The organism is Microbacterium sp. NPDC087592 (assembly GCF_044743585.1).
Classification (GTDB): domain Bacteria; phylum Actinomycetota; class Actinomycetes; order Actinomycetales; family Microbacteriaceae; genus Microbacterium.
Genome location: NZ_JBIUWT010000001.1, coordinates 2,160,968 through 2,185,996, shown reverse-complemented (window position 1 = coordinate 2,185,996; position 25,029 = coordinate 2,160,968). Strand labels below are relative to the sequence as shown.

Here is a 25,029-nt window from a genome sequence, read left to right as displayed (position 1 = left end):
TACGCTGAGATGTATGGCAGACGATGTTCGCAACGTGCTCGAAGCCCTCTCCACGATCGACGAGCACTGGCAGCCGCATCGGCTCACCAGCATCAACGACTACGACGTCAAGGTGGTCAAGCTGCAGGGCGAGTTCGTCTGGCACACCCACCCCGACACCGATGAGCTGTTCATGGTCGTGAGCGGTCAGCTGACGATCCAGCTCCGCGACCGCGATGTCGTACTGAACCCGAATGACGTGTTCGTCGTGCCGCGCGGAGTCGAGCACTGCCCGAAGGCGACCGACGAGGTGCACGCGATCCTGTTCGAGCCGAAGGGCACGGTGAACACCGGAGACGCCGGCGGCGACATGACCTCAGACCTGCACGAATTCGACTGAGATCTGTCCGTCGCTCAGGCCCTCGGCCACTCGCTGGTCAGGTAGGCCTCGACGGCGCGGTGCCGGAAGCTGTAGGGCTTGCCCCTGTCGATGACGCCGCGCACGGTGTCCAGGCGTTGGGCTGTGGGCCCCACCTCGGTCACTTTCGAGAACCCCATCGCCTCGGCGATGCGGGTAGCTGTGCGCTCCGGGGCAGGCAGCGCTGACATCACCTGGAGGAACTGGCGCTCTCGGGCGGGGAGTCGTTCGAGGATCCGTTCCACGTGCGCGGTCGCTTCCCGTTGCGCGCCCTGCCAGCCGCGGCGGACCTGGTCCGCGGTGATCGTCGGAGTGGAATCTGCGTACCAGGACTGCTCACCGGCAAGCTGGAACAGGAACGGCTCTCCGCGGCAGACGTCGACGATGAGCGCTGCCGCGTCGGGGTCCATCCGCACGCGAGTGGATCCGCCGGCGCCGTCGGGAACTGCCCACCCCTCGAGGACGAACTCCTGGAGCGCTTGGGCAAGATCCTCGTCGTCGATGGCCGACAGAGTGGTGGTCTTGAAACGGCGGGCAAAGGTCGCCCCCATGCGGGCGCCAGCCATGTCTTCGAAATCCGGGAGGCCGGTGAGGTAGACGGCGATCGGCAACGAGCGGCTGACGCGTGCGCCACCGGGCACGGCGACCTCGACCTGGTGCGTGAGGGCGTCTCCGAGTGCGATGAGCAGCTGGGAAAGCGCCTTTTCATCGGTGATGTTCTGCACCTCGTCGATATGGATCAGCGCCATGGCACGGCCGTTGGCGATCGCGGCGAGACCGACTTCGATCAGCAGCTCGGTGAGAGCCGTGAAGGGCTCGGGCCCGTCGACACCGCGAAGCGTGAGGGAGATGCCGGAGACGGCGACGGCCTGCACGCGTGCGATGGCATCGCCGATGCGCTTCTCACGCGACGCGGAGAGTCCGGCGTCGGTCGCGAGCTTCAGCACGGCTCCGGCGACGAGCTTCAAAGGGTCAGCTCCGGTGGGGATGCGCAGCTGCGGGGTGACCCAGTCGCCGGCACGCGATGCCTCCTGGGCGATGCGTCGCACGAGCGTCGATTTCCCGAGCCCCGGCTCCCCGAGGATAGTTCTGCCGCGCTCCGGTAGGCCCGCGAGGCGGCGAGGACGCACAACGTCGCGCCAGTCACTCAACTGCGCGGTGCGTCCCGCCCACACCTCGGGGATGGTGTCAGAGCCAGGGCTGAAGGGGTTGTCGAGTGCATCACGCATGTTGATAACATTATCAACATGCCGCAGCCTTGATAAGGTTATCAGCCCAACGGGTCGCTCAGACCACGAGTGCCAGTACCGCAAGCACGATCGCCACGACCGACGAGACGGAGCGCACGCTGAGGTCGCTCCGGCTCAGCTGTCCTGCTCTTCGGCGATGTCGGTTCCGGACTCGTCGGTCACGGTGAAGCCCCCGTGCGTGCCTTCGAGAACGCGGTTGATCGTGGTGCCGTCGTGCGGGAAGGTGGAGCACGCCTTGCCCGAGAAGTCGAAAGCCGCCTCGCCCTCACCGTGATAGACGGCGGTGACGTCGTAGCAGGTCTCCACGAACGTGCGCCCCTCGACATCGAGGACGCTCGTCGACGACGGGGAGAGCGCGATCTGCGAGACCCGCGCGGCGTCGTCCCGCACGAGGGGCGTCGTGAACGGGGTCACCGTCAGCCCGCCGGTCGAGCCGTTGTCGTTCCACTCGGACAGATAGCCCGCACGCCAGTCCTCGCCGATGAGGTCAGTGCTCTCGATCCATGCGGAGTAATCGTCGGCCGACAGCTCGATCGCCGGTCCGTCCAGGAAGTCGCCGACGACCCACTCCGCGCTCATCCGCTGCGACATCTCGATGGCCTCCGCGTCGAGAGCGGGTGCCTCGTCGCTCCATGTGATGCCGGTCTCAGATGCCCAGGTGCCGGCGCGGACATCCTCGAGGGGCGTGAATTCCACCTGAGCGAGATCGACCTCGAGATGGCAGTAGCCTCCCCGCTCGTCTGTGACGACCTCGGATGCCGCGGCAGCGCCGAGAGCGGACTCGTCCACGTCGCAGCCGGCCCCGGCGGGATCCGTGGTCGGCTTCTCCTGCACATCAGCGGACGGCGCGCACGCTGCGGCGAGGAAGGTGATGGCGGCGAGGGACACGCTCACAACGGCGGCGCGGCGAAAAGTCGTCATGCCCCGAAGCCTATTGGAGCGCGACGCCGCGACTCCGCATCCTCGCGCTCAGACCACGAGTGCCAGTACCGCGAGCACGATCGCCACGACCGACGAGAGGGAGCGCACGCCGTTCAGCGCGTTCCAGCGCCGTTCGAACGCCGCGCGCGCAGCCGTCGACGATGACGTCGAGCCGTCCAGGGCATTGTTCAACGGGACGTTGCCTGCACCTGTGACGACGATGACCCCGACGAAGAAGACGACGCCCGACGCGACCAGCATCCATCCGCGCGGGTCATCCAGATCGAGGAGCCCCGCCCACACGAGCGGGACCGGCGGCAGGAAGATCGGCAGCAGGAACAGCGGGTTCACGACAGCGCGGTTGATCGACCTCATCGAGGACACGAACGTGTCGTCATCCGTGCGGGCCAGGCCGGGCATCACGCCGGTCGAGAACGACCAGAACGTTCCGCCTCCGAGCGCGAGAAGGACGAGACCGAGGGCGGCGAGGATGTCGGAGAGGTCCACGTCCTGCAATCTACACACCGCGCGGCGGCGTGTGACCCGCGGCCGCACGATGAGCGCGCATCCGGCCGCGTGACGCGCATGCCGGGGCCGGGCACCAGCGCCGACGGCCGGATGGATTGAAGAGCGCTTTCAGCTCCCGCGCGAGCCGGTGTGCCCTGTCAGTTCTTGGGGAGGGCGAGGGCGGCGATGAGCGCGTTCGTGAGCACCGCGCTCATCGTGCGGGCCACGGCCTCAGCCGCGGCTGCGGCACCCCAGTCGCCGCGCTCGATCGCCTTGGCGCGCGTGTAGACGTCGCCGCTCCACGGGATCTCCCTGTGGAACTGCGGCAGGGTTCCGCTCGCCGACAGGAGGGCGATGCTCGCGGCTGTGCGGATGTCGGGCGTCTCGCCGTCGGTCAGCACGGAGCGCACCCGCTCGATCAACACGGCACGTCGGTCGCTTCCCAGGGCGAGCTTCGTCGTCGGGAAGATTCCGAGCGATCTACCGTGTTCCCTGGTGAGATCGCCGCGCTCCACGAGGCGGTCGAGCACCGGTGCACGGAGGTTCGGACCGATCGCCGCGAGCACCGTCTGCGCATCGCGCGGCTTCCGTTCGATGTACTCGAGCCCGGGCACGAGCAGCTCGTCGGGCGCGGCGTGAGCGTCGAGCGCGTGGATGCGGCTCGTGAGCGCTCCCTCGTTGCGCACCTCGATCCGCTCCTGCAGCGCCAGGTCGCCCAGAGCAGCGCCGCCGAGGACGTAGAAGAGGATGTTCTCCCCCGCGATGGACCCCGAATCAGGCTGGAAGAGCAGAAGCAGCACGTCTTCGACGAGCAGGGGCTCGCCGAGGTGCGGGTCGGGCGAATCGTTCGTGGAGCGGGCGTCGGGCTGGTCCGTCATCATCTCTCTCCTTCTTCGGGTGCGGCATCGGCGAGTGCAGCGTCGGCTGATGCAGCGTCGTCGCTCGGTGCGGCGCTCGACCCGAACGCCTGCTCCCTGGCGAGCGCGGATGCTCGGCCGAGCACGTCGAGCTGCGCCTCGTTGTACAGCCCACCGACGGTCTCCAGGAAAGCCTGCGCCGTGACGCGCGGGCCCTTCGACAGATGCTCGGTCGGCTCGCTGAGCCACGGGTAGTCGGTGAGGTGCTGCGCGATCACCGGCGCGAACATCTCCGCCACGCGCTGACGCGTCTCGTCATCCGCCTCCACCGTGAGCGCTTCGAACTCTGCACTGCCGTCGTCGGATTCCGTCTCGACCATCGTGCGCAGATCCGCCATCGCCTCCGTGTCGTACAGCTGCTCGTAGACGAGCATGAGCGACCGCTCGGTGGTCGACAGTCTCCCCGCGACGTCCTCGAACCCGGCCGGCAGGTCGGTCGTCGATGCTCCGTCGACGATGGCGCGGATCTCGGCCCGTGCCCGCTGCAACCGCTCGATGCTCGCGGCGAGGTCGGCATCGATCGCGAGCAGCGCCTCTTTCGTGGTGTCCCCCGCAGAGCCGACGGACTCGATCTGGGCCAACGGGACGCCGAGGTCGCGAAGCCGCCGGATCTGCAGCAGCCGGACAAGATGCCGAGCGCGGTACTGCTTGTAGCCGTTCGACATCCGCTCCGGCTCCTCGAGCAGGCCGGAGCGGTGGTAGTGACGCACCGTGTTCACGGTCGTCCCCGCGAGCTCGGCGAGTTCACTCGTACTCCAGGGCATCCGTCCATCCTTCTGTCGGCGCTCAGGGCCGGGGTCTCGGTCGTGGCGCTCAGCACCATTCAAGACCCTGTTCTCGGAACAGGGTCAAGACCCGACGTCGATCTGCCGAGGTCGCTTGACCCTGTGCGGGGAACAGGGTCTGTACTGCTTCTCGTGCCCCGCGCCGGCTTCCGGCCGCGCCTGAAGAGAAAGAGACACCGCCATGGTGGACAACCCGTACGAGTGGCTGCAGAGTGCCATCGACCAGCTGCCGGAGTTCCTGCAGCCGCTTCTCGTCATGCTGGCGGGTGCGATCCCCTACATCGAGGGTGAAGGCGCCGCCGGCCTCGGCATCCTCGCAGGGATCAACCCGATCGTCGCCGCGGTCGCAGGGGCGGCGGGAAACATCCTGTGCGTCATCGGAGTGGTCTTCCTCGGCGCACGCATGAGAGCGGGCGTCGTGTCGCGGAAAGCAGCCCGCGCCGAGGCGATGCGCCTCGAGCCATCCCTCGTCGGCGGATCTGGCACGGCGACGGCTTCCGGCGGAACGTCGCCGAGCGACGCGGATCCGGAGAAGCCGTCGCGGAAGACGAAGGGACGGGCCAAGCTCGGTCGCTGGCTGGTGCGCTTCGGCGTTCCCGGCGCGAGCGTCCTGGCTCCGCTCGCCCTGCCCACGATGCTGACGGCGGCATTCTTCGTCGCGTCCGGGGTGAGCAAGCGATGGGTGATCCTGTGGCAGGTCGTCGCGATCGTCTTGTGGACGAGCCTCATCGCGGCCGCGGCGACAGGCGCACTCGCCCTCCTCGGCTGGTGATCACTCCGACAGCGAGTGGCCGAGCACGGAGAACGTCGCGACCTGGGCCGCGGTGGCACTCGCCCCGCGCCTGCTCACCAGCAGACCCACGACCGACTCGGTGACGAGCATCAGCGCGGCGCGCGAGGTGTACAGCAGCTCATCGCGGAACGAGTCGTTGATCGGGGCGACGACCAGTGCCACGTCGGCCATCTCGGCGACCGGCGAGCGCGGGAACGACGTGATCGCGAGCACGCGGGCGCCGCTCGCCCGTGCGGCCGTCATCACGTCGATCGATGCGCGGTTCACTCCCGACCCGGACACGACCAGGCAGGCGGAGCCGGCACCGAGCTGCGACGCGGTGATCTGCTGTCCGAGGGTGTCCGCCACGTATTCGGCGGGTCGTCCGGCCGAGGTCAGGCGCATCGAGAGATCGGCCCCGATCGGCGCGGAGAGACCGTTGGCCGCGACGAGCAGCCGCGTCGAGCCGTCGAGCTCGCCGACGAAGGCCGCCAGGGTCTCCTCGGTGACGGCGGAGACCGTGTGGGCGAGGCGAGACGCGAAGCGGTCGACCGCACCGCGCAGCGCCCCGAGCATCGTGGCATCGGCGGTGGCATCCTGCGACGGCGCCGAACTCGCCCGCTCACGCGCGAGCGCGACCCGCAGCTGCGGGTAACCGTCGTAGCCGAGGGTCTGGGCGGTGCGCACGACGGTCGTGCGGCCGACCTCGACGGCATCCGCGATCTCCTGCGCCGTGCGCTCGATCGAGAGGTCGACGTCGGCGGCGATCGCCTCGGCCACACGGCGCTCGCTCGGCTGCATCGACGGAGCCAACATCGCGATGCGGGCCGTCGGGGGCGTCTCAGCGGGTCCCTGCCACATCGGCGCGCTCCTTCTTCGGTTCCACGATCGCCTTGACCCGCGGGCCGCGCATGATCCGGCGGCGGATCGCACCGGAGACCGCATCCATCAGCATCGTCGCGATGACCACCACGATCAGCAGCATCCCGACCGTATCCCACTCGCGGAAGTTCGTGTAGTTCGCGAGCATGCTGCCGATTCCACCCGCGCCGACGAGTCCGAGCACCGCCGAGGTGCGGATGTTGATCTCGAAACGGTAGAGCGCGAACGACAGCAGCGTCGGGGCCGCCGCGGGCCAGAGCGCCCACCGCGTCACCTGCGCCGTGTTGCCGCCGGCGGCCTTGACGGCCTCGGAAGCGCCCTCCTGCACCGACTCGACCGTCTCGTAGACCCACTTGGCCTGCGTGCCGATGCCGGCGATCGCCAGCGCCAGCGCGCCGGTGAACGGCGTGAGCCCGGTGACGGTGAGCAGCAGCAGCGCGATGATGACTTCGGGCACGGCGCGGATCACGGCGAACAGCCCGCGCAGCGGGAGCCGCACCCAGACCGGTCCGACGTTGTTCGCGGCGAGCATGCCGAGCGGGATCGACACGATCACGCAGCCGATCGCGCCGATCCAGGCCATCGAGATCGACCGCCACGTCTCGAACAGCGCCTGCGGCAGCTTCTCCCAATTGGGGTCGGCGAACATGAGCGTCAGGTAGTGCGCGATCTGTGCGGGCAGCGCGCCGAGGTCATTCCACGGGATCGGCAATCCTGCGGCGGCAGCCAGCACCACGACGCCGACGATGACGGCGACGACGGTCGGGACGAGACGGGAGGGATGCCGGGGCAGGTCGAGCCCGATACCCCGTGCGGTGGTCGAGAGCGTCATACCAGTCGCCTCCGCAGGAAGTTCGAGAACACTTCGATGAGCACCACGACGACGAGGATCTCGAGCACGATCACCGCGACGTCGTCATAGGCGTAGAACGCCCGCCGCTCGTCGAGGAGTCGACCGATGCCGCCCGCGCCGACGATGCCGAGGATCGCCGAGATACGCACGTTGAGCTCGAGCGTGTACAGCCACTGGTTCGCGAAGAGCGGCCAGGTCTGCGGCAGCACGACGCTGCGGTTGATCTGCGTCTGGCCGCCGCCGGTGGCGCGTCCGGCCTCGATGACCGGGAGATCGGTGGAGTCGATCGCCTCCGACACGAGCTTGACGATGATGCCGATGTCGAACAGGAGCAGGGTGAGCAGGCCGGGCAGCGCGCCGACGCCGACCATCGCGACCAGGACGGTCGCGTACACGAGATCGGGGACGGAGCGGATGACGTTGATGACGGTCCGCACCGCGATGCGGGTCGGACTGTTCGGGTTGGTCGGAGCGGCGGCCCACAGCGTCAGCGGCACCGAGATCACCGCGGCCACCGCCGCGCCGACCACGGCCATCTGGAGCGTCTCGAGCATGGGCCCGAACGTGCGCGGCAGGAACGAGAAGTCCGGCTGCAGGAACTGCACGAGCAGCACGGATCCGTTGTCCCAGTTGTGGATGAGCGCACCGAAGTCCAGCTCGATGCCGCCGATCGCCGGGATGCAGGTGGCGACGGTGAACGCGGCGAACGCCAGGACGACGAGGCTGGTGCGCAGTCTCGACGTGGGCTTGGGCGGCACGACGAGGGGGCGGGGCTCTGTGATCATGCGCCGAGCACATCCCTCGGCTGGATCGGACGCCCGTAGATCTGCTCGAAGTCGTGGTCTGCGGCATCCGCTGCCGGCCCGTCGTAGACGACCTCACCGGCCCGCAGGCCGATCATGCGCGTCGTGTACTGGCGGGCCAGGTCCATCAGGTGGATGTTGACGAGCACGGTGAGGTGCTCCTCGACGTTGACGCGGCGCAGGTCGTGCATGACCGCGTGCGCGGTGGGCGGGTCGAGGCTGGCGACCGGCTCGTCGGCGAGCATGACGCTCGGCTGCTGGGTCAGAGCCCGAGCGATCGCGACGCGCTGCTTCTGGCCGCCGGAGAGCTGGCCGGCGCGGTTCCAGACCTTCTCGAGCATGCCGACCGAGTCGAGTGCGCGCAGGGCGAGCTCGCGATCCTGCGCCGTGCTCAGGCCGAGCACCGTCCGCCAGGTCGCCGTGTGGGCAAACCGACCGACCAGCACGTTGCGGTAGACGCTGGCCCGATCGGCGAGGTTGAACCCCTGGAAGATCATGCCGATGTGCCCTCGGGTCTCACGCAGGCGTCGTCCGCGCATGCCGGTGACAGCGTGCGGGCCGACGGTGACCGTGCCGCTCGTCACCGGCACGAGACCGTTGATCGTGCGGATCAGCGTGGACTTGCCCGAGCCGGAGAGGCCGACCACCGAGACCATCTCGCCGGCGGCGATGTCGAGGGACACACCGCGGAGGGCGCGGGTGCCGTTGGGATAGGTGACCGAGACGTCGTCGAGACGGATCGACCACGACGCGGAGGCCGGGAGCAGGGCTCCGGCCTCCGCGCGCTGCGGATCAGTGTGCATGTTCTCAGTTCTGCGTGTCAGTTCGAGAACTCGGCGAGGATCTCGCCGTAGCGGGTGATCTCGTCCTCGGCGGTCTCGCTGGTCCAGTCCGAGAGTCCGACGAGGTCGAACATCACGGATGCGGCCTCTTCGGACGAGTCGGCGTAGCCGTCCAGCAGCTCGGTGAGCTCCGCGACGAGGTCGTCGGGAAGTGTCGAGGTGACCGCGACGCCGCCGTTGGGGATCATCTCCGTGTAGGCGAAGGCCACGACCTTCTCGGCGATGTCCGGGGCCTCTTCGGTCACGGTCGTGCGGGCGTCCCAGTATGCGAACGAGACCTCGGCGTCGCCGTTGTACACGGCGAGGACCGCGTTGTTGTTGCCTTCGACGGGCACCTGCGTGATGCCGGCATCCGTGTCGACGCCCTGTTCGCGCATCGCGACGACGGGGTACTGGTAACCGGCCGGCGACGTGGCTGCCTGCAGGGCGACCTTCGTGCCGTCGGAGATCTCACCGAGCGCCTCGATGCCGGCGGGACCGGAGCCGGTCGCGTCGGCGGCGGCCTCTTCGATGCCGTTGCAGTAGGAGAGCTCGATGCCGCTGGCCGCGTAGGTCGACATGACCGGCTCGTCCTCGCAGTACTTGTCGGGGTTGTTCGTGTACGCCACCGAGGCGTACGAGGTGGCGCCGAAGCGCACGTCGCGGAGGATGAGCTCGGCGTCGTAGCGCTCGGTCGCGTTGTACAGCGATCCGGCGTCGGTGACGATGACCTGCGCCTGGTCGGTGCCGAGGGCCTCGACCGTGGCGGCGTAGTCGGAGGCGACGACCCCCTTCACCTCGATGTCGAGGTTCTCGGACAGGTACGTGGTGAGCGGGTCGAGGGCCTGGGCGAGGTCTTCACCCTCGACCGACGGCACCAGCGAAAGGGTGATGGAGGACGGCCATTCGGTCGTCTCGTCTGCCGTCTCGGCGGGTGCGCTGCTGCTGCAGCCGGCGAGCGCCAAGACGGCGACGGCGGCGATGCCCGTGGTGAGCAAGGACTTACGCATTCGGATCGTGCCTTTCGGTGAGGGTGGTGCTGCGGGGGGTACTGGAAGCCGCAGTCGCGGCCCAGGCTTCGATGTCGCCGTAGAGGTCGGCGATGGTCCGGCCGCGCATCGTCACGGCGGCCGGGGAGTGTTCGGCGGTGGCGCCGACGAGCGCCGTCGCTGCACCCTGCTCGGCGGCCGGCGCGAGATCGAACTCGAAGATGTCACCGACCGAGAGCACCGGCCCCTCGGCGACCGCCGCCTGGATGATGGGGATGAGCCCCGAGGGCTTGCCGACCGTGAAGTGCAGGTCGTCGAACAGGGGTGTGATGCCCCACCCGTCCAGCACGGGGCGGATGCCGGCACCGGGCGCATTGGTCGCGAGGACCAGCCGGACCTGCGGGTGGACACGGTTCAGGAAGTCGGCGAGCCCTGCCGGTGGCGCGATCGCCGCGTGCTCGGAGCCCAACAGCGCCCGCGACGACTGGTAGGCGGCCTCGAGCGCATCGGCGGTCACGCCCTCCCCGGCGGCGAGTGAGCTGATCACGTCGTAGCCGTCGCGTGCGGCGGTCTCGCCGCGTTCGAAGGCGGCGAGGTCGGACATGGCGCGATCCGCGAACGTCGGGTCGTCGGCAGAGGTGGCGACGGCGCGGGCGAAGGCCTCGAGCGGTCCCGCGCCGAGCGCGATGGTGCCGTCGAAGTCGAGGACGATGGTGGGAGGCACGGTTCTCCTGGTCAGGATCGGGACGATGCGTCCATAGTCGCAGTCGTTTATGGACGATACGACCATTCCGTGTGAACAGTGCGTGAACTCCGATTCCGGTGCGGGCATCCGCGCCCGCTACGCTCATCGTCGTGATCGAACGACTGGATGCCGCGGCCACCGCGCACGACGCCGCCGACGTGCTGTCGATGTTCGACTGGCTCGGTCCGGCGATCGATGCCGATGCTCAGGACGAGCGCTTCGCCCGCTGGGGCCGATCCACCGCCGTGGACGAGAACGTCGGAGCGCCGGTGCTGTCACGGTCGACCTTCGAAGCAGTGCACGACCGCGCGGGTCTGGACTCGGCGTGGCCGGTCGGCAACGCCGGGCTGCTGCACGTGTACGGCTATCTGCTCTCGACCACGCCCACTCCGTACGGCCTGAAGCGCGATCGCTGGCTCGGCGGTGAGCTGGCCCGCGCGTGCAGACTGGCCCCCGACGCCTTCGTCCCCTGGATCGGCGAGCGCACACTCCTCGACCGCGTGACCGATGTCGCCGAGACCCTGATCGCCGGCGTGCCGGTGCGGCGGCAACGACTCGGCGAGGTGGATGCCGTCGTCGCGGTCGCCGATCGGCAGCCGCACCCCTCGGCGCTCGCCTACGCGCTCGACTCCCCCGCACAGGGTCGCCGACTCATCACGATGTTCCCCGTCGCCGACCCGACCGCGCTGCTCGCCGACCTCGACGCCTCACCCCCGCGCCTCCGTTGGAACGCCGAGGGCTGACCGCGTGACGGTTCAGAGCTGATCGAGGACGAGCTCACCGCGCGAGTTCAACTGCTCCATCATGTGCGTGACCCGGTTGGCCTCGACCCTCGGCACCGTCGGCTTGTCGAACTCGAAGACCAACGGGATGCTCGGGTGCACCCAGATGCTCAACCGCCCCGACTGCACTTCGGGCTTCGGCAGCCACGTCATCATGAAGCTCTCGTTGCGGCGGAGCTTCGTGCCGATCACGATCTTGAGGTGCGCCAGAGTGGCGTCGTCGATCTCGATCGCGGGGCGCGAACTGTTGTACTCCAGAGTTCCCATGAGAAGAACTGTACGCGCCGTCTAGCCGAGCTCGTAGTCCGGGCCTTCGGGTGCGTCGAGGGGCGGCCCCGAGGGGGACTCGACCGCGCGGGTGAGCGCCTGCAGACGACGGACCAGCTCGGGATCCTCCAGCTCGGGCCCGCTGCCGCTGATCGCCTTCGCCACGATCTGGCTGGCCGGACCGATCAGGAACTTCGCCGACACGACGGTGCCGTCCTGCTCCCGCACCGGTATCTCGATGATCTCCGCGCGCTCCTCATCTCCCAGCGCGCGCCCGTACGCCAGCAGAGCGTCCGCGATGTCGTCACCGGTCAGGAACTCTTCGCCGCCATACAGGATCGATTGCATAGTGCCGTTCTACGGCACCAGCGCCGCATCCCCGCGCCCCTTGCCCGCTCACCCGGCGGATGCTAGCGGCACGCGGAGCCGGTGCCGCGCAGTCAGTCCTCGACCACGGCGAGCTCTTCGCGCAGAAGAGCGGCACCCGCACTGAGCGCGTGCAGCTTTCCACGTGCGACGTCACGAGGCAACGGCGCCAGGCCGCAGTTCGTGCTCGCCACGAGCTTGTCGGCATCGACGAAGCGGAGCGCGTCGCGGAGGGTGTCCGCGACCTCTTCCGGCGTCTCGATGGTCTCGCTGGCGACGTCGATGGCTCCGAGCATGACCTTCTTGCCGCGGATGAGTTCGATGAGGTCGAGGGGGACGTGGGAGTGGTGACTCTCGAGCGAGATGGTGTCGATGCTCGAGCGCTGCAGCAGCGGGAACGACGTCTCGTACTGCCGCCACTCCGCGCCGAGGGTCGCCTTCCAGTCGGTGTTCGCCTTGATCCCGTAGCCGTAACAGATGTGCACCACGGTCTCCGCGCGCAGTCCCTCGGCCGCCCGCTCGAGCGCGGCGACCCCCCAATCCCGCACGTCGTCGAAGAACACGTTGAACGCCGGCTCGTCGAACTGGATGATGTCGACTCCCGCGGCCTCAAGCTCTCTCGCCTCCTGGTTGAGGATCGTCGCGAACTCCCAGGCCAGCTTCTCGCGGCTCTTGTAATGGCGGTCGTAGAGAGTGTCGATCATGGTCATCGGACCGGGCAGCGCCCACTTGATCGGCTGGTCGGTCTGCTGGCGGAGGAACTTCGCGTCCTCCACGAACACGGGCTTCTCCCGCCCCACGGCACCGACGACCGTCGGCACGCTGGCGTCGTAGCGGTCGCGGATGCGGACGGTCTCCCGCTGATCGAAGTCGACGCCGGAGAGGTGCTCGATGAAGGTCGTCACGAAGTGCTGGCGCGTCTGCTCACCGTCGCTGACGATGTCGAGGCCCGCGACGCGCTGCTCCTGGACGGCGATGCGCAGCGCATCCTGCGTGCCCTCGACCAGCGCCTCCCCCTCCAGCTTCCAGGGAGACCAGAGGGTCTCCGGCTGCGCGAGCCAGGACGGCTTGGGCAGGCTGCCGACGATCGAGGTGGGAAGCAGCGTGTTCATGATCGGCGATTCTCCGGTCATCATCCGACGGAGACCAGGGAGGCGGCGGAGCTGCCGGCGGCCCACTGCTCGAGCAGCTCACCGTGCGGCTTCATGAGGTGCTCCTCCGTGTACTTCCCCTGCTCGGCCGCGAGCCGGCTGCGCTCGTCGCGGTCGTAGGCGATCTTCGTCACCGAGTAGTCCTGCTGCTCCAGGCTCGGCTGATAGATCTTCGCCGCGGCCGAGTTCGCGTTGTAGATCTCCGGTCGATAGATCTTCTGGAACGTCTCCATCGTGCTGATCGTGCCGATGAGCTGGAGGTTCGTGTAGTCGTCGAGCAGGTCGCCGCGGAAGTAGAACGCCAGGGGCGCGACACTGCCGCGTGGCATGAAGTACCGGACCGAGAGACCCATCTTCCCGAAGTACGCGTCGGTCAGCGACGGGTCCTTCTGCTCGTATTCGACGCCGAGGATCGGGTGGTGGTTCTCGGTGCGACGGTAGGTCTTGCTCGTCGAGACGCTGATGCAGATCACCGGCGACACCGCGAAGCGCTCCCGGTAGGCGGCCGAGTCGAGGAAGTGCTGGAAGAGCTTGCCGTGCAGGTCGCCGAAGTCGGAGGGAATGGTGAACCCTCCTGCCGCTGCCGTCGCCGCCGGAAGCCGCACGCTGAAGTCGTAGTCGCGGATGTAGGACGAGAAGTTGTTCCCCACGATCCCGTGGCTGCGCTTTCCGGTGAGACGGTCGACGATCTGGATGTCCAGGACCTCGAGCAGCGGGAAGTCCTGGTCCTCCCCCTCCGCGGCGAACTGGACCGCGACGGAGACGATCTCGAGTTCGACGGTGTAGCGGTCACCGTGCGGGTTGTCCCACTCGGCGAGATCGTTGAATCGACGGTCGATCATCGACAGGGCGTTGCGGAGGTTCTGCTGGCGGTGCTCACCGCGCGCCAGGTTGGCGAAGTTCGTGGTGATGCGGGAGTTCTCCGACGGCGAATAGTCCTCGTCGAAGCGGGTCGTCGTGATGCGGAACGTGAAGTCGTGGGCCATGAGGTTGCCAATCGGTGAGCTGATCGGCCGGGCTCGGCCTCGCGAAAGGGGGTGACTCCATGGTGCGGTGCGAGCCGCCCTATCGAGAAATGCGCTGTGACTATGCCGTGACATAGTCTGAGGCTATGGCCAAGCGTTCGAGCGGCATCACCCTGCAGCAGCTCACCTATTACATCGAGGTCGCCGCGGAGGGATCGATCAGCGCCGCCGCCGACCTGCTCTACGTCGCGCAGCCCACGATGTCGGCGGCGATGAAAGACCTCGAGAGCCGGGTGGGCCGTGTGCTCCTCCTCCGCTCCGCGCGCGGCGTGACACTCACCACCGATGGTGTGGAGTTCCTCGGCTACGCCCGGCAGGTGGTCGAGCAGGTCGCGCTCCTCGAACAGCGCTACCTCGATCGGCCGCCCTCCCGACGCCTGCTCGGGGTGTCGACGCAGCATTACTCGTTCGCGGTCGACGCACTGGTGCGAATGGTGAAGGCGACCTCGGCGGCCGAGTACGAGTTCTCGCTGCGGGAGACGCGCACGTGGGACATCATCGAAGACGTCCGCACCCTCCGCAGCGAGTTGGGGATCCTGTACCGCAACGACTTCAACCGCAACGTCATCGACAAGCTGCTCCGCGACTCCGGGCTCGCGTTCCACCCGCTCTTCGTCGCCGAGCCGCACATCTTCATCTCCCGCAAGAATCCCCTCGCATCGCGGGATCGCGTGACGCTCGACGACCTCGCCGAGGTGCCGCGCCTGACCTTCGATCAGGGTGCGAACAACTCGTTCTACTTCGCCGAGGAGATCCTCTCCACCCTCTCGAGCCCGCAGGAGATCCGCGTCTCCGACCGCGCGACGATCTTCAACCTCATGATCGGACTCGACGGGTACACCATCTCGACGGGCATCATCAGCGACGACCTCGACCCCGAGATCGTCGCCATCCCGCTCGACGTCGACGAGCGCATCGAGATCGGCTGGATCGGCCACTCCGCGATCCCGCTCACCGAGCAGGCGCAGCGCTACCTCGCCGAACTGCGGACCGTCGTCTCGGGGTTCGGGGTGGAACTGCTCGGGTGAGCCTGTCCCTCGCTATGCGGCTTTCGGAGCGCCGCGCTAGGTTGAGCAGTCGAACCACTCCCTGACCGGAAGGCAACAGCACATGCGCGTCACTCCTCGCGTCTGGATCGGCTTGACGATCTACGTCGGTTACGTCGTCGTCATCTTCGTCGTGTCGAAGCTCAGCGGGGTGGCATACACCGACATCGGAAAGTCCGCCGAGTTCACCTGGCGCGGTGCGGTGCTCGATCTCGCTGTCGGCGCTGTCCTGCTCGCCATCACCACCTGGGCGCTGGGATGGTGGAAGCCTGCGCTGTTCGAGCGGAAGCGATCGCACCACAAGTGGCCGATCTTCGTTCCCGCGCTGATGCTCGTCGTCGCCGTGGTGAACCTGTTCAGCACCGACTGGTCCAAATTCGACGCGTCATTCCTCCTGTCCCTGCTCGCCCTCGGATTCGCCGTCGGATTCTGCGAGGAGCTGATGTCGCGAGGCCTCCTGCTGACAGCGTTCCGCTCACGCTTCTCCGAGGTCTGGGTCTGGCTGCTCACGTCGATCCTCTTCGGTGCGATGCACCTGCTCAACGCCGCCCTCGGGGCCCCGCTCCCGGGCACTCTCGGTCAAGTGGTGATCGCCGCCATGTCCGGCACCTGCTTCTACATCGTGCGACGGGTCACCGGCTCTCTCATCTGGGCCATGGCACTGCACGGACTCTGGGATGTATCCGTCTTCGCGGTCGGCTTCGCCCCGCTCAACGGTGCCGGGGCGAGCATCCTGGCACCAGTCATCGGCATCCTCGCTGTCGTCGTCGTCCGCTGGGTGATCAAGGGAACAGACGAGAGGCCGGTCGGAGCCACGTCCACCGCGTCGGCACCCGCGCAGGCCTAGCCCGCCAGCCCGAGATCGACACCCTCGATCCCGCTCTCCGGTGCGGTCAGATCGAGCGTCAGAGGTACTGTTCCATCCGCGCGGTGAGGTTCGCACGATGCTCTTCAAGCCGTCGGCTGGTCTCGAGCGGGCTGATCCCCTCACCTGCCGGCGTGAGGAGATCGAGATCGTCGCGCGCGAAAAGCACGTCGTAGAACGGTGCGAGCTCCTCGTCGGAGTACTTGTGCAACCCCGCGAGCGTCTGCAGCGGCGTGCCCCAGCGGGCAGCAGTGGCATTCACGTCCGCCCCACCCTCCAGGAGCCGCTCGAGGAGCGGCACCTCGCCGGCGAAGTCATGGGAGGTCTGGGAGAAGAGGATGTGCAGCGTCGAATACCCCTCCGGGGCGACGACGGCTCCCGCATCCGCCCCGTCGTCGAGCAGCCGATTCGAGATCGCGATACGAGCGTCGAGATGCCGGTTTCCGAGCGCACGATGCAGCAGAGTCAGCCCCGTGGAGCTGACAGCGTGAGCATCTCCGTCGTAAAGGGCGAGAAAGTCCTCGTAGGAACCCGACTTTGCTGATCCGTATGCGCTCGGCATCATCCATCTCCTATCTGGCCGTGTTCTATCTGACTGTGTCCCACCATAGGTCGAGGCGGCGATGAACCCTCAACTCGTGATGCGGCCACCCAGCGCGGGGCGACGGGCCCATTTCATCCGCAGCCGCTGCATGGCCGTCACCGCGTCGACGCGAGCGGCCGCGTACGTCGAGGTTTCGACGAACCACGGCTCGATCGCGAACATGTCGCCCTGCCAGCGGAAGCCGAGGCCGATCATCGAGACACCGAGGATCCGGGCGAACTCCGCGGCCGCGTCGTCCAGAGCCTGTCTCGACATGACGGCATCCGCGGGGTCGATGCGTTCGAGGACAGCGGTGAAGGCGGGCCAGAAGTCGTCGAATCCCCGCAACCACACCGGGTCCGTGCTGACCTCGCTCAGGAGTCGGCCATCGGGGACGACCACGTCTCGGGCGGCGGCATACGCGAGTCCGCGCCACCCGATCAGCACACAACTCGTCACCTCGAACACCAGCCGGTCGACGGAGCGATGACCTTGGTACGTGGCGACAGCTGTATCGAGGTTGGCCTGCAGGTCGGCGATGATCGCAGCCGGCTCCCACAGCGGCTCGCCGCGGCGGAACTCTTCGCCGACGCTGATCTCTGCCCGGTACTCCTCGATGATCGCTGCAGCTCCGCCCACGAGATTGAGATCGCGGAAGCTCGCGGTCGCATCGGGCTGGTAGACCTGTCGGTTCTGGTGCATGACGACGTGCTGCGTTTCGTGCACGAGCACGCGCCTGGCGATCAGTTCGTTGACCTCGGTCTGGTCGCGCTCGAGATCCTTGCGGAAGTAGTGTGCGTGCAGCAGCACGACGGCGCGGCCGTCCGGCAGGCGGATCGTCTTCCCTGCGGAGAGTCCCGCACCGTGCTCGACGGTATGGGTTCCCGTGGCGTCCTTGTCGGGCGACCAGCGCTCCACCGAGCCGGCCATGTACCCGGTCACCACGAGCCGCACGCGTGCAGGGTCCGGAACGGAGCGGTCGAGGTGGGCCCAGCACCACGCGAGCGTCGTCGGCACCGACGGGGGCTCGACCGTGACATCGACCAGCTCGAGATCGACACCCTCGACCAGCAGCTCGACCAGCGGCTGCGGCGTGCCGCCCGTCATCCGATCGCGCCGGTCACGGGGTGACGAGCCAGGTTCGCCAGGGCGTTTCCGGAGAGATGTGCGCGGCGACGGCGTCGAGCATCCCCGCGAGTTTCTCCCACCGCGGCTGAGCACCGAAGTACTCGTGGAGCCCTGTGACGAAAGCCTGGGCGCGGTCCAGTTGATCGTGTTGCAGGTACCACGCGAGGACGCCCTCGAAAACGGAGAGCTTCTTCCCGGAGAGATAGTCGACGGCATCGGCCGTCGTCGTGAATTCGTTCATCCTGCCGAGCAACGCGTCGATACCGCGAACCCCCACCGCACCGATGTCGGCCGGGTCGGATTCCTGGGTGATGGTGATCGCCTCGGGGAGGTTCCGATCGACGTTGTGGGGGCGGAACATGAAATTACTCGGGCGTGGCCTGCTATCCACCCCAGCCAGGAGTTCGCTGATCGCCGGCAGGTGGATGATGCCGTTGAGATACACGAAGCCTTGACCCCCGCCGACGCCATGGCGCTGAATCTCCACTGTCTGGACCGTCTCACCGACCGAACGTCGGAACTTGGTGGTTCCATCCGCTTCGAACCCCTTCTCCAGGAGATACGGCTTCAGGGTGTCTTTCACCGCGCTGGTGATGATGTCGGCGGGCCGCATGCTCATCCATCTACTCCTTCGCTGGGGTCTCGGGTGCGTGCTGGCCGCGCTCTGCGAGGTAGGCGGCCGCACGGCGCTTCAGGTCGGAACGATGCGGTTCGCGCATGAGCTGGATGCTCTCGTACACCGAGCGCCCATCCTTCGCCGTTGCCCGCAGGTCGAGGTGCGGCTGTTCGAAGAACACGTCGTAGAACGGCGCCAGAGTGGCATCCGAGAACTTCGCCTGACGGGCGATCGTGAGCAGCGGGGTGCGGAACCGACCGGAGAAGTGATTGATGTCGGCACCCGCCTCGATGAGCCGGCGCAGCAACGGCACCTCCGCCGGCACGTCGTGGTCACCCCGGCCGAGCAGGGCGTGCAGCACGGTGTTCCGCTCGCCACCGACCCCGGAGAGGGCGGTGGCATCGGCCCCCTCGTCGAGCAGGAACGAACTGATCGCCACGCGTGCCGAGAGGTCACCGTTGGTCAAAGCGCGGTGCAGCAGGGTCTGCCCCTCACCGAAGTCACGCCCGGCGTCGCCCGGCTGGAATGCGGCGACGAACTCGTCGAACGAGGCGTTCGCCGCGAGGAACCACACGTCGTTGCTCATGCGGCAGCGCCCTCGGCGTGGCTGTGGGAGACATCTGAGCGGAGAGGCATGCGCACCACGCTAGCCGACCTCGAGGGAGCCGCAGACCTCAACCCGTGGTTGGTATTCGCGTGAGCCGGCGCCTCTTAGCGTGTGCTCCATGCACGCATCAGATCACGCCCACGACGTCGACAGCCGTGACCGAATACCGCGCCTCCGTGCGACCGACCTGACCCATCACTATGGTTCGACGGTCGCGCTCGACCGGGTTTCGCTGACGATCTTGGACGGCGAAGCCGTGGCGATCATGGGGGCATCCGGATCGGGGAAGAGCACGCTGCTCCTCGTGCTGGCCGGGGTCATCCGCCCCGACTCCGGCACGGTGATGCTGCACACCGAGCAGGGCGCGGTGGATGTGGCGGCGATGGCGGATCGTGAGCGCTCCGCCCTGCGGTTGACGGAGTTCGGTTTCGTCTTCCAAGAGGGCTTGCTCATTCCGGAGTTGACCGCCGCAGAGAATGTGTCTCTGCCTCTGCTGTTGAACGGCGCAGGTCGGGCGGATGCCGAGCGGACCGCCGAGAGTCTGCTCGCGGAGCTGGGCCTGGGCGGGTTGGGAGACCGCCGGATCGGCCAGCTCTCCGGCGGACAGGCACAGCGGGTCGCCATCGCCCGCGCACGCGCGACGAACGCCCGCGTGATCTTCGCCGACGAACCGACCGGGGCGCTCGATTCGCGCACGGCGTCGGATGTTCTCGGGGTACTTCTGGCGGCGACATCGGGGCAGGGGCGATCCCTGGTCGTGGTGACGCATGACGAGGATGTCGCCGCGCGGTGCGATCGGGTGGTGCGCCTCCGCGACGGACGAATCGATGCCGCCAAGGAGGCGTCCCGATGAGACTGCGGGCGCTGGCCGTGCTCGTGCGTCCCTCGCGCGGCGACGCTTCCGCGGTGACGCTGCCAGTGGTGGCCTTCGCGATCATCGGAGCGGTGACGTATCTGGCCGCAGCCTTGGCGAGGTTGTTCTGGATGGCCTCGGATGACGGTTTCGGTCAGTACAACATCCTGGCGGTGGCCATGGTCGCCGTGCTGGTGGTGCCCGCCGGCACTCTGGGAACATCGGCGGCTCAGCTTTCCGCCCGTCGACGAGAAGATCGCCTGGCGGTGCTGCGCCTGCTGGGTGCGTCATCGACGTGGGTCCGTGGGTTCGCCGTGATCGAGGCGTCTCTTCTCGCTGCGGCTGGGGCGATCGCCGGCCTGCTCGGCTATGCCGTTCTCGTCCCCGCGCTCAGCTTGGTGCCGATAGCCGGCGAGCGCCCCGCTCTCTCCGAGGTGTGGCTCCCCGCGTGGACACTCGGCGTTCTGGTCTGCGCCCTCACAGCCGTGGCGGCGATCAGTGCCGCGGTGGGGCTGCGCCGCGTGATCATCTCACCTCTGGGAGTTCGGATGCGGACGGATGCTCCGCGTCTCCACTGGGTTCGGCTGCTGGCGGGCGCCGTCGTGCTCGCCGGTGGCGTCACGCTGATGCAGGTCACGTCGGTGAGCTGGGGCGCTGTGGGGATCACCGCGGCGATCGTGGTCGTGCTCGTGGCGGTCATGGGTGTTCTCAATCTCGTGGGGCCGTTCCTGATCGGCGGGGCCGCACGGCGAAAGCTCGCTCGCGCCCGGACGGCTGAAGACCTGATCGCGGCTCGCGGTGTGCTGGAGTCCCCGGCGGCGGCGTGGCGGTGGGTGTCCGGGGTGGGATTGGCGAGCTTCATCGCGGTTCCGGCGGGCTCGGTTCTGGGCTTCCTCGACATGGTGCAGAACGGCGACACCGTCCTCGCAGCGGACCAGCTGGTGTTCTTCGTAGACATCCGCACGGTCGTCATCGCCGCCGTGGCCGTGTCGTATCTGCTCGTGGCCTGCACCGTCGGCATCACTCAGGCGGCGTCAGTGCGGGAACGTCGTGCCCTCTACGTCAGCCTCGACCGGTTGGGCATGCCGCCACGGGTGATGAATCGCTCCCGACGTCTCGCCGTGGCCTCTCCGCTGTTCGTCGCGGCGGTCTTCCCGGCCGTGGCCGCGTGCGTCCTGTTCGCACCGGTGGTCGCACTGTCGGTCTTCACCGCCCCTCTGTTCATCGCGACCGTCATCGCGTGCATCGCGCTCGGCGTTCTGCTCGTGCAGCTCGGTGTCGTCGCGACGGCTCCCCTGCTGCGGCGCGTCCTCGCCGAACCCGACCGGGCTCTGTAGGCCCTCCTCCGGACGCCCCCATCCGTCGGTGGACCTCGAAGATCAACCCCTGGTTGGCGGGCGGGCGGAGTGCGAATTTCTAGCCTGGAAACAGGTCAGCGATGGACGCTGGATCGAAGGAGACGCAATGACGATCGAGGTTCAGAATCTCAGCAAACGGTACGGCGATCGCTATGCCGTGCGAGACGTGTCGTTCACGGTTCAGCCGGGTGCGGTCACGGGATTTCTCGGGCCGAACGGAGCGGGCAAGTCGACCACGATGCGCTCGATCGTCGGACTCGACCGCCCGTCTTCGGGGCAGGCACTGATCGACGGGAAGCAGTACGCCTCCTACCGAGCACCATTGCAGCAGGTCGGCGCTCTGCTCGACGCGAGATCGGCCCACAAGTCCCGCACGGCGGTGAACTACCTGGCCTCCATCGCGGCCACCCATCACATCCCGAGGGCCAGGGTCGATGAGGTGCTCGACGCGACCGGACTGACGTCGGTGGCGAAGAAGAAGGTGGGCGGGTTCTCGCTGGGCATGGGCCAGCGGCTCGGCATCGCCGCCGCGCTGCTGGGCGACCCGTCGACGTTGATCCTCGACGAACCCGTGAACGGTCTCGACCCCGAAGGCGTCACCTGGGTGCGAACCCTGCTCGGTGATCTCGCCGCTGAGGGGCGCACCGTGTTCCTCTCGTCGCACCTGCTCAGCGAGCTCGCACTGATCGCCGACCACGTCATCATCATCGGACGCGGCGAGATCATCGCGGACTCACCGATCGACGCTCTCACGGCGGGCGGGCAGACCAGAGTGCGGGTGCGCACCACGGAGACCGCCGCATTGAGCAACCGGATCGCGAACGCCGGCGTCACGGTCACCTCTTCGGAGCTGGAGCTCTTGGAGATCGACGGACTCACCGCGGAGGAGATCGCTCGGGCAGCGCAGGAAGCCGGGATCCTCCTGACGGAGCTGACGCCTGTACGCCAGACCCTCGAAGACGCCTACAACGCGCTGACCCGAGACGCCGTCGAGTATGCCTCGACCGGGCGCTGAGATCCGCACCGCAGAAAGGACCATGATGACCACTCTCACCGAGCCGGTGAAGGCCACCGGAAGGAACACCGACCTCCTCGGCGCGATCCGTTCGGAATGGATCAAGTTCCGGGGCCTCACCTCGAACTTCGCCCTGGCCGGATTCACCCTGCTGCTGCTCATCGCGAACGGGATCGCGATGCCGTTGGCCTATGTGTTCCGTGACCGCGGTTCGCCCAAGGCCGACTACGAGGCCTACGCGGAGATGATCGTCGACAAGACCGGATACGTCGGCGTCGTCCTCGCGGTCCTCGCCGCCCTGATGGTGACCAACGAGTACCGCTCGGGTCAGATCAAGACGACGCTCCTGTCGGTCCCCCAGCGGGTTCCGGCCCTGGTGTCGAAGGCCGCGATCATCGCCGCCGTGTCCTTCGTGATCGGCGTGGTCAGCTCGAGCATCGGATTCGCGATCGCGCCGACCATCCTCGCCGGCGGTGGTTACAGCTATCCGCTGGATACCGCTGGTGCGATCCGCCTCATCCTCGGATCTGGGCTCTACCTGGCGACGCTGAGCATCATCGGCATCGCCGTCGGCTCGCTCATCAGAAACGTGGTCGCGGCCGTCCTGACGACCATCGTGTTCCTGGTCATCGTGCCGGTGATCCCGCAGATGTTCTCCGAGTACGGCACCGAGATCACCCGATTCTTCCCGATCGAGTCCGGGTCGCTTCTTCTGGCGCCCCTCGGAACCGACCCGATGGGGCCCTGGGGCGGCTATCTCGTACTCTTGGCCTGGACCGTCGTCCTGTTCGCCGCAGCCGCGATCGTGCTCAGACGCCGGGACGCATGACCGCATGCGGACGGCGGTCCGAGCTCCGGGCCGCCGCCCCGATGCCGCAGAAGGAACAGCACGCAGGACGGATGCTCGAGAAGATGCGCTGGTTCACATCACACCCGTTCGTCGTCGACGTGCTGGTGGTGATCGCCGCCGTCGCGCTGCAGGTTCTCGCCTTCGCCCTGGCCGGGCAGGGTCCGCTCTGGCCCGGTGCCCTGATCGCCGTCGTCTCATCCGTACCGCTGTTCTGGCGTCGCCGATCACCGTTGCTCGCACTCTGCGCGACCGTGTGCGTCGGCGCCGCCGCCGTGTGGGTGCTCCCCGGCGTCGGGGCGCTGAGTTTCCCGTTCGCGTTCGCGCTCTACACCGTCGCCGCCACTCGCCCCTTTCCGCGCGCCGCCCTCGGGTACGCGATCGGCGTCTGCCTTCCGGCGCTGAGTGCTTTCGCGCTCTTCCTGACAAACGGGGTGTCGTTCTCACCGCTGTTCCTCGATCCGCTCGCTCTCGTCGCGCTGTCGCTGGGGCTCGCCGTGAAGAACCGCCGGCAACGTCAGGAATCACACGCGGCGCTCGTCGAACAGCGACTGGAGAACGCGCGGGTCAGCGAACGGAACCGGATCACCGCCGAGATGCACGACGTCGTCGCCCACTCGATCTCGATCATGATCGCCCTCGCGGACGGCGCATCGACCGGGTGGCAGAAGCATCCCGACCGTTCCGCAACCGCGCTGCGGAACCTGAGCGATGTCGGAAGAACCGCGCTCAGCGACATGCGCCGCATCCTCCACCTGCTCCGCGATGACGATGCAGGGCTCGCAGAAGCACTGCATCATTCCGGCCACAACCTTCCCGACCTGGAAGAACTCGTCGACGTCTTCCGCGCTGCGGGACTCCCCGTGCACCTGGTCCGCGTCGGAAGCGCCATCCCGCACGACCCCACCCTGGCGACCACCGTCTACCGAATAGTTCAAGAGGGCCTGACGAACGCGCTGCGCTATGCCGAAGGAGCCACCCGCGTCGAGGTGCGACTCGAATCCGACGGGGTCCAGGTCGCCCTCACGATCACCGACGACGGACACGCGCCCGCAGCCGGGGCACCGAGCCAGGGCAGCGGCAGAGGGCTCCGCGGCGTCGCGGAACGTGCCGCCGCGTATTCGGGCACCAGTGCGAGCGGACGACTCCCCACCGGCGGATGGCGAACGACCGCGACCCTGCACCTCGACGACGAAAGCCGAGCCGATCCCTCATGACTCCGCCACCGATCCGCGTCCTGGTCGTCGACGACCAGCCCCTCGTGCGCATGGGCAACGCGCTCGTGCTCGACAGTGCCGACGACATCGAGGTCATCGCCGAAGTCGGCAGCGGCGAAGAGGCTGTCGCCCTGGCAGCGGAGCTGCGCCCCGACGTCGTGCTCATGGACGTGCGCATGCCCGGCATCGGCGGCATCGAAGCCACGCGACTGATCACGACCGAAGACTCCCGCATCAAGGTCATCGTCTTCACGACCTTCGACATAGACGAGTACGCCTTCGGCGGGCTCCATGCAGGTGCGAGTGCCTTCCTCCTCAAGAGCGCCACGCCGGAAACACTCACCGCGGCCGTCCGCACCGTCGCCGCGGGCGACAGTGTCGTCGAACCGCGCATCACGACACGACTCATCGACCACTACGTGAAGCGCGACGCGACTCCGGTCACCGGTAGCCCGCCCTCACCCCTCGACCGTCTCACTCCTCGCGAATACGACGTCTTCCTCGCGATCGCCACAGGGCTCTCCAATCCGGAGATCAGTGAGCGCCTGCACCTCACTCCGGCGACGGTGAAGACCCACGTCAACCGCGTCTTCGCCAAGCTCTACCTGAGGGACCGCGTGCACGCGGTCATCCTCGCGTACAAGCTCGAGGTGCTGTGAGA

General features: G+C 67.8%; 30 protein-coding genes. 11 read left to right on the top strand and 19 right to left on the bottom strand.

Features of this window, described 5'->3' with window-relative positions; translation table 11 throughout:
* The first annotated feature begins 13 nt into the window (after positions 1–13).
* Positions 14–379: a cupin domain-containing protein gene (locus ACIOTO_RS10440; RefSeq protein WP_029262391.1), complete on the top strand. Its 366-nt coding sequence runs from the start codon at positions 14–16 to the stop codon at positions 377–379.
* 14 nt (positions 380–393) lie between these two features.
* On the opposite strand, the gene ACIOTO_RS10435 is transcribed toward ACIOTO_RS10440, so the two are convergent.
* The 5 genes from ACIOTO_RS10435 to ACIOTO_RS10415 form a co-directional block, all read right to left on the bottom strand.
* Entirely contained in the window at positions 394–1,626 is a 1,233-nt protein-coding gene (locus ACIOTO_RS10435) for an ATP-binding protein (protein ID WP_091029794.1), read from the bottom strand.
* Between the two features lie 135 nt (positions 1,627–1,761).
* Positions 1,762–2,568 (bottom strand): hypothetical protein, encoded by an 807-nt coding sequence (locus tag ACIOTO_RS10430; RefSeq protein ID WP_400857734.1) that lies wholly within the window; start codon positions 2,566–2,568, stop codon positions 1,762–1,764.
* Between the two features lie 48 nt (positions 2,569–2,616).
* The gene (locus ACIOTO_RS10425) at positions 2,617–3,075 is read right to left on the bottom strand and encodes a DUF1772 domain-containing protein (RefSeq protein ID WP_400857732.1); all 459 of its coding nucleotides are present in this window, start codon (positions 3,073–3,075) and stop codon (positions 2,617–2,619) included.
* A gap of 158 nt (positions 3,076–3,233) precedes the next feature.
* Positions 3,234–3,953 carry a GPP34 family phosphoprotein gene (locus ACIOTO_RS10420; protein WP_400857731.1) on the bottom strand — a complete coding sequence of 240 codons (720 nt, stop codon included), beginning with the start codon at positions 3,951–3,953 and terminating at the stop codon, positions 3,234–3,236.
* Positions 3,953–4,756, bottom strand: coding sequence for a MerR family transcriptional regulator (locus ACIOTO_RS10415; protein ID WP_400857730.1), 804 nt, complete (start codon positions 4,754–4,756; stop codon positions 3,953–3,955). Before ACIOTO_RS10415 ends, ACIOTO_RS10420 begins: the two co-directional genes overlap by 1 nt.
* 202 nt (positions 4,757–4,958) lie before the next feature.
* Here ACIOTO_RS10415 and ACIOTO_RS10410 point away from each other — a divergent pair, with 202 nt between their 5' ends.
* Complete coding sequence (locus ACIOTO_RS10410) at positions 4,959–5,549, top strand: small multidrug efflux protein (RefSeq protein ID WP_400857729.1); 591 nt, start codon at positions 4,959–4,961, stop codon at positions 5,547–5,549.
* Here the strand turns inward: ACIOTO_RS10410 and ACIOTO_RS10405 are convergent, their stop codons facing one another.
* Genes ACIOTO_RS10405 through ACIOTO_RS10380 form a run of 6 tightly spaced genes read right to left on the bottom strand, consistent with a single transcriptional unit; the run spans position 5,550 to position 10,621 of the window.
* Positions 5,550–6,410 (bottom strand): MurR/RpiR family transcriptional regulator, encoded by an 861-nt coding sequence (locus ACIOTO_RS10405; protein WP_400857728.1) that lies wholly within the window; start codon positions 6,408–6,410, stop codon positions 5,550–5,552.
* Positions 6,391–7,263: a phosphonate ABC transporter, permease protein PhnE gene (phnE, locus tag ACIOTO_RS10400; protein ID WP_400857727.1), complete on the bottom strand. Its 873-nt coding sequence runs from the start codon at positions 7,261–7,263 to the stop codon at positions 6,391–6,393. The genes ACIOTO_RS10405 and phnE (ACIOTO_RS10400) overlap by 20 nt, the downstream gene beginning before the upstream one ends.
* A complete protein-coding gene (gene phnE, locus ACIOTO_RS10395; RefSeq protein ID WP_400857726.1) occupies positions 7,260–8,069 on the bottom strand; it encodes a phosphonate ABC transporter, permease protein PhnE in 810 nt (269 codons plus the stop codon). The genes phnE (ACIOTO_RS10400) and phnE (ACIOTO_RS10395) overlap by 4 nt, the downstream gene beginning before the upstream one ends.
* Positions 8,066–8,890: a phosphonate ABC transporter ATP-binding protein gene (gene phnC, locus ACIOTO_RS10390; protein ID WP_400857725.1), complete on the bottom strand. Its 825-nt coding sequence runs from the start codon at positions 8,888–8,890 to the stop codon at positions 8,066–8,068. Before phnC ends, phnE (ACIOTO_RS10395) begins: the two co-directional genes overlap by 4 nt.
* Positions 8,891–8,907: 17 nt before the next feature.
* Positions 8,908–9,918, bottom strand: coding sequence for a phosphate/phosphite/phosphonate ABC transporter substrate-binding protein (gene phnD / locus ACIOTO_RS10385; RefSeq protein WP_400857724.1), 1,011 nt, complete (start codon positions 9,916–9,918; stop codon positions 8,908–8,910).
* Entirely contained in the window at positions 9,911–10,621 is a 711-nt protein-coding gene (locus ACIOTO_RS10380; RefSeq protein ID WP_400857723.1) for an HAD family hydrolase, read from the bottom strand. The genes phnD and ACIOTO_RS10380 overlap by 8 nt, the downstream gene beginning before the upstream one ends.
* A gap of 131 nt (positions 10,622–10,752) precedes the next feature.
* Here ACIOTO_RS10380 and ACIOTO_RS10375 point away from each other — a divergent pair, with 131 nt between their 5' ends.
* Positions 10,753–11,385 carry an amino acid deaminase gene (locus ACIOTO_RS10375; protein ID WP_400857722.1) on the top strand — a complete coding sequence of 211 codons (633 nt, stop codon included), beginning with the start codon at positions 10,753–10,755 and terminating at the stop codon, positions 11,383–11,385.
* A 12-nt stretch (positions 11,386–11,397) separates the two neighbouring features.
* Here the strand turns inward: ACIOTO_RS10375 and ACIOTO_RS10370 are convergent, their stop codons facing one another.
* The 4 genes from ACIOTO_RS10370 to ACIOTO_RS10355 form a co-directional block, all read right to left on the bottom strand.
* Positions 11,398–11,691, bottom strand: a complete 294-nt coding sequence (locus ACIOTO_RS10370) for a hypothetical protein (protein ID WP_400857721.1) — start codon at positions 11,689–11,691, stop codon at positions 11,398–11,400.
* A 21-nt stretch (positions 11,692–11,712) separates the two neighbouring features.
* Positions 11,713–12,039 carry a hypothetical protein gene (locus ACIOTO_RS10365; protein WP_029262406.1) on the bottom strand — a complete coding sequence of 109 codons (327 nt, stop codon included), beginning with the start codon at positions 12,037–12,039 and terminating at the stop codon, positions 11,713–11,715.
* A 92-nt stretch (positions 12,040–12,131) separates the two neighbouring features.
* The gene (locus ACIOTO_RS10360; RefSeq protein ID WP_262001511.1) at positions 12,132–13,169 is read right to left on the bottom strand and encodes a methionine synthase; all 1,038 of its coding nucleotides are present in this window, start codon (positions 13,167–13,169) and stop codon (positions 12,132–12,134) included.
* A 20-nt stretch (positions 13,170–13,189) separates the two neighbouring features.
* A complete protein-coding gene (locus tag ACIOTO_RS10355; RefSeq protein WP_400857720.1) occupies positions 13,190–14,194 on the bottom strand; it encodes a DUF1852 domain-containing protein in 1,005 nt (334 codons plus the stop codon).
* Positions 14,195–14,319: 125 nt separating this feature from the next.
* On the opposite strand from ACIOTO_RS10355, the gene ACIOTO_RS10350 reads away from it, so the two are divergent.
* A complete protein-coding gene (locus tag ACIOTO_RS10350) occupies positions 14,320–15,261 on the top strand; it encodes a LysR family transcriptional regulator (RefSeq protein ID WP_029262409.1) in 942 nt (313 codons plus the stop codon).
* 82 nt (positions 15,262–15,343) lie between these two features.
* Positions 15,344–16,126: a lysostaphin resistance A-like protein gene (locus ACIOTO_RS10345; RefSeq protein WP_400857719.1), complete on the top strand. Its 783-nt coding sequence runs from the start codon at positions 15,344–15,346 to the stop codon at positions 16,124–16,126.
* Between the two features lie 58 nt (positions 16,127–16,184).
* Here the strand turns inward: ACIOTO_RS10345 and ACIOTO_RS10340 are convergent, their stop codons facing one another.
* The 4 genes from ACIOTO_RS10340 to ACIOTO_RS10325 form a co-directional block, all read right to left on the bottom strand.
* Positions 16,185–16,709, bottom strand: coding sequence for a hypothetical protein (locus tag ACIOTO_RS10340; RefSeq protein WP_400857718.1), 525 nt, complete (start codon positions 16,707–16,709; stop codon positions 16,185–16,187).
* Between the two features lie 66 nt (positions 16,710–16,775).
* Positions 16,776–17,834, bottom strand: a complete 1,059-nt coding sequence (locus ACIOTO_RS10335) for a hypothetical protein (RefSeq protein WP_400857717.1) — start codon at positions 17,832–17,834, stop codon at positions 16,776–16,778.
* Between the two features lie 13 nt (positions 17,835–17,847).
* Entirely contained in the window at positions 17,848–18,474 is a 627-nt protein-coding gene (locus tag ACIOTO_RS10330; RefSeq protein WP_400857716.1) for a hypothetical protein, read from the bottom strand.
* 4 nt (positions 18,475–18,478) lie between these two features.
* Complete coding sequence (locus ACIOTO_RS10325; protein ID WP_400857715.1) at positions 18,479–19,057, bottom strand: hypothetical protein; 579 nt, start codon at positions 19,055–19,057, stop codon at positions 18,479–18,481.
* A 139-nt stretch (positions 19,058–19,196) separates the two neighbouring features.
* On the opposite strand from ACIOTO_RS10325, the gene ACIOTO_RS10320 reads away from it, so the two are divergent.
* From ACIOTO_RS10320 to ACIOTO_RS10295, 6 genes are all read left to right on the top strand, one after another.
* A complete protein-coding gene (locus tag ACIOTO_RS10320) occupies positions 19,197–19,931 on the top strand; it encodes an ABC transporter ATP-binding protein (protein WP_400857714.1) in 735 nt (244 codons plus the stop codon).
* Positions 19,928–21,268, top strand: coding sequence for an FtsX-like permease family protein (locus ACIOTO_RS10315; RefSeq protein ID WP_400857713.1), 1,341 nt, complete (start codon positions 19,928–19,930; stop codon positions 21,266–21,268). Before ACIOTO_RS10320 ends, ACIOTO_RS10315 begins: the two co-directional genes overlap by 4 nt.
* A gap of 127 nt (positions 21,269–21,395) precedes the next feature.
* Positions 21,396–22,304 carry an ABC transporter ATP-binding protein gene (locus tag ACIOTO_RS10310; protein ID WP_400857712.1) on the top strand — a complete coding sequence of 303 codons (909 nt, stop codon included), beginning with the start codon at positions 21,396–21,398 and terminating at the stop codon, positions 22,302–22,304.
* 25 nt (positions 22,305–22,329) lie between these two features.
* Complete coding sequence (locus ACIOTO_RS10305) at positions 22,330–23,133, top strand: ABC transporter permease (RefSeq protein WP_400857711.1); 804 nt, start codon at positions 22,330–22,332, stop codon at positions 23,131–23,133.
* Between the two features lie 71 nt (positions 23,134–23,204).
* Positions 23,205–24,368, top strand: coding sequence for a sensor histidine kinase (locus ACIOTO_RS10300; RefSeq protein WP_400857710.1), 1,164 nt, complete (start codon positions 23,205–23,207; stop codon positions 24,366–24,368).
* Complete coding sequence (locus ACIOTO_RS10295) at positions 24,365–25,027, top strand: response regulator (RefSeq protein WP_400857709.1); 663 nt, start codon at positions 24,365–24,367, stop codon at positions 25,025–25,027. Before ACIOTO_RS10300 ends, ACIOTO_RS10295 begins: the two co-directional genes overlap by 4 nt.
* Positions 25,028–25,029: the final 2 nt, after the last annotated feature.

What these genes read in the sequence shown, in the direction of transcription:
- ACIOTO_RS10440 (WP_029262391.1), top strand. Translation starts at nt 14, where the DNA reads ATGGCAGACGATGTTCGCAACGTGCTCGAAGCCCTCTCCACGATCGAC.
- ACIOTO_RS10435 (WP_091029794.1), bottom strand. Translation starts at nt 1,626, where the DNA reads ATGCGTGATGCACTCGACAACCCCTTCAGCCCTGGCTCTGACACCATC.
- ACIOTO_RS10430 (WP_400857734.1), bottom strand. Translation starts at nt 2,568, where the DNA reads ATGACGACTTTTCGCCGCGCCGCCGTTGTGAGCGTGTCCCTCGCCGCC.
- ACIOTO_RS10420 (WP_400857731.1), bottom strand. Translation starts at nt 3,953, where the DNA reads ATGACGGACCAGCCCGACGCCCGCTCCACGAACGATTCGCCCGACCCG.
- ACIOTO_RS10415 (WP_400857730.1), bottom strand. Translation starts at nt 4,756, where the DNA reads ATGCCCTGGAGTACGAGTGAACTCGCCGAGCTCGCGGGGACGACCGTG.
- ACIOTO_RS10410 (WP_400857729.1), top strand. Translation starts at nt 4,959, where the DNA reads ATGGTGGACAACCCGTACGAGTGGCTGCAGAGTGCCATCGACCAGCTG.
- ACIOTO_RS10405 (WP_400857728.1), bottom strand. Translation starts at nt 6,410, where the DNA reads ATGTGGCAGGGACCCGCTGAGACGCCCCCGACGGCCCGCATCGCGATG.
- phnE (WP_400857727.1), bottom strand. Translation starts at nt 7,263, where the DNA reads ATGACGCTCTCGACCACCGCACGGGGTATCGGGCTCGACCTGCCCCGG.
- phnE (WP_400857726.1), bottom strand. Translation starts at nt 8,069, where the DNA reads ATGATCACAGAGCCCCGCCCCCTCGTCGTGCCGCCCAAGCCCACGTCG.
- phnC (WP_400857725.1), bottom strand. Translation starts at nt 8,890, where the DNA reads ATGCACACTGATCCGCAGCGCGCGGAGGCCGGAGCCCTGCTCCCGGCC.
- phnD (WP_400857724.1), bottom strand. Translation starts at nt 9,918, where the DNA reads ATGCGTAAGTCCTTGCTCACCACGGGCATCGCCGCCGTCGCCGTCTTG.
- ACIOTO_RS10370 (WP_400857721.1), bottom strand. Translation starts at nt 11,691, where the DNA reads ATGGGAACTCTGGAGTACAACAGTTCGCGCCCCGCGATCGAGATCGAC.
- ACIOTO_RS10365 (WP_029262406.1), bottom strand. Translation starts at nt 12,039, where the DNA reads ATGCAATCGATCCTGTATGGCGGCGAAGAGTTCCTGACCGGTGACGAC.
- ACIOTO_RS10360 (WP_262001511.1), bottom strand. Translation starts at nt 13,169, where the DNA reads ATGAACACGCTGCTTCCCACCTCGATCGTCGGCAGCCTGCCCAAGCCG.
- ACIOTO_RS10355 (WP_400857720.1), bottom strand. Translation starts at nt 14,194, where the DNA reads ATGGCCCACGACTTCACGTTCCGCATCACGACGACCCGCTTCGACGAG.
- ACIOTO_RS10350 (WP_029262409.1), top strand. Translation starts at nt 14,320, where the DNA reads ATGGCCAAGCGTTCGAGCGGCATCACCCTGCAGCAGCTCACCTATTAC.
- ACIOTO_RS10345 (WP_400857719.1), top strand. Translation starts at nt 15,344, where the DNA reads ATGCGCGTCACTCCTCGCGTCTGGATCGGCTTGACGATCTACGTCGGT.
- ACIOTO_RS10340 (WP_400857718.1), bottom strand. Translation starts at nt 16,709, where the DNA reads ATGATGCCGAGCGCATACGGATCAGCAAAGTCGGGTTCCTACGAGGAC.
- ACIOTO_RS10335 (WP_400857717.1), bottom strand. Translation starts at nt 17,834, where the DNA reads ATGACGGGCGGCACGCCGCAGCCGCTGGTCGAGCTGCTGGTCGAGGGT.
- ACIOTO_RS10330 (WP_400857716.1), bottom strand. Translation starts at nt 18,474, where the DNA reads ATGAGCATGCGGCCCGCCGACATCATCACCAGCGCGGTGAAAGACACC.
- ACIOTO_RS10325 (WP_400857715.1), bottom strand. Translation starts at nt 19,057, where the DNA reads ATGAGCAACGACGTGTGGTTCCTCGCGGCGAACGCCTCGTTCGACGAG.
- ACIOTO_RS10320 (WP_400857714.1), top strand. Translation starts at nt 19,197, where the DNA reads ATGCACGCATCAGATCACGCCCACGACGTCGACAGCCGTGACCGAATA.
- ACIOTO_RS10315 (WP_400857713.1), top strand. Translation starts at nt 19,928, where the DNA reads ATGAGACTGCGGGCGCTGGCCGTGCTCGTGCGTCCCTCGCGCGGCGAC.
- ACIOTO_RS10310 (WP_400857712.1), top strand. Translation starts at nt 21,396, where the DNA reads ATGACGATCGAGGTTCAGAATCTCAGCAAACGGTACGGCGATCGCTAT.
- ACIOTO_RS10305 (WP_400857711.1), top strand. Translation starts at nt 22,330, where the DNA reads ATGACCACTCTCACCGAGCCGGTGAAGGCCACCGGAAGGAACACCGAC.
- ACIOTO_RS10300 (WP_400857710.1), top strand. Translation starts at nt 23,205, where the DNA reads ATGCTCGAGAAGATGCGCTGGTTCACATCACACCCGTTCGTCGTCGAC.
- ACIOTO_RS10295 (WP_400857709.1), top strand. Translation starts at nt 24,365, where the DNA reads ATGACTCCGCCACCGATCCGCGTCCTGGTCGTCGACGACCAGCCCCTC.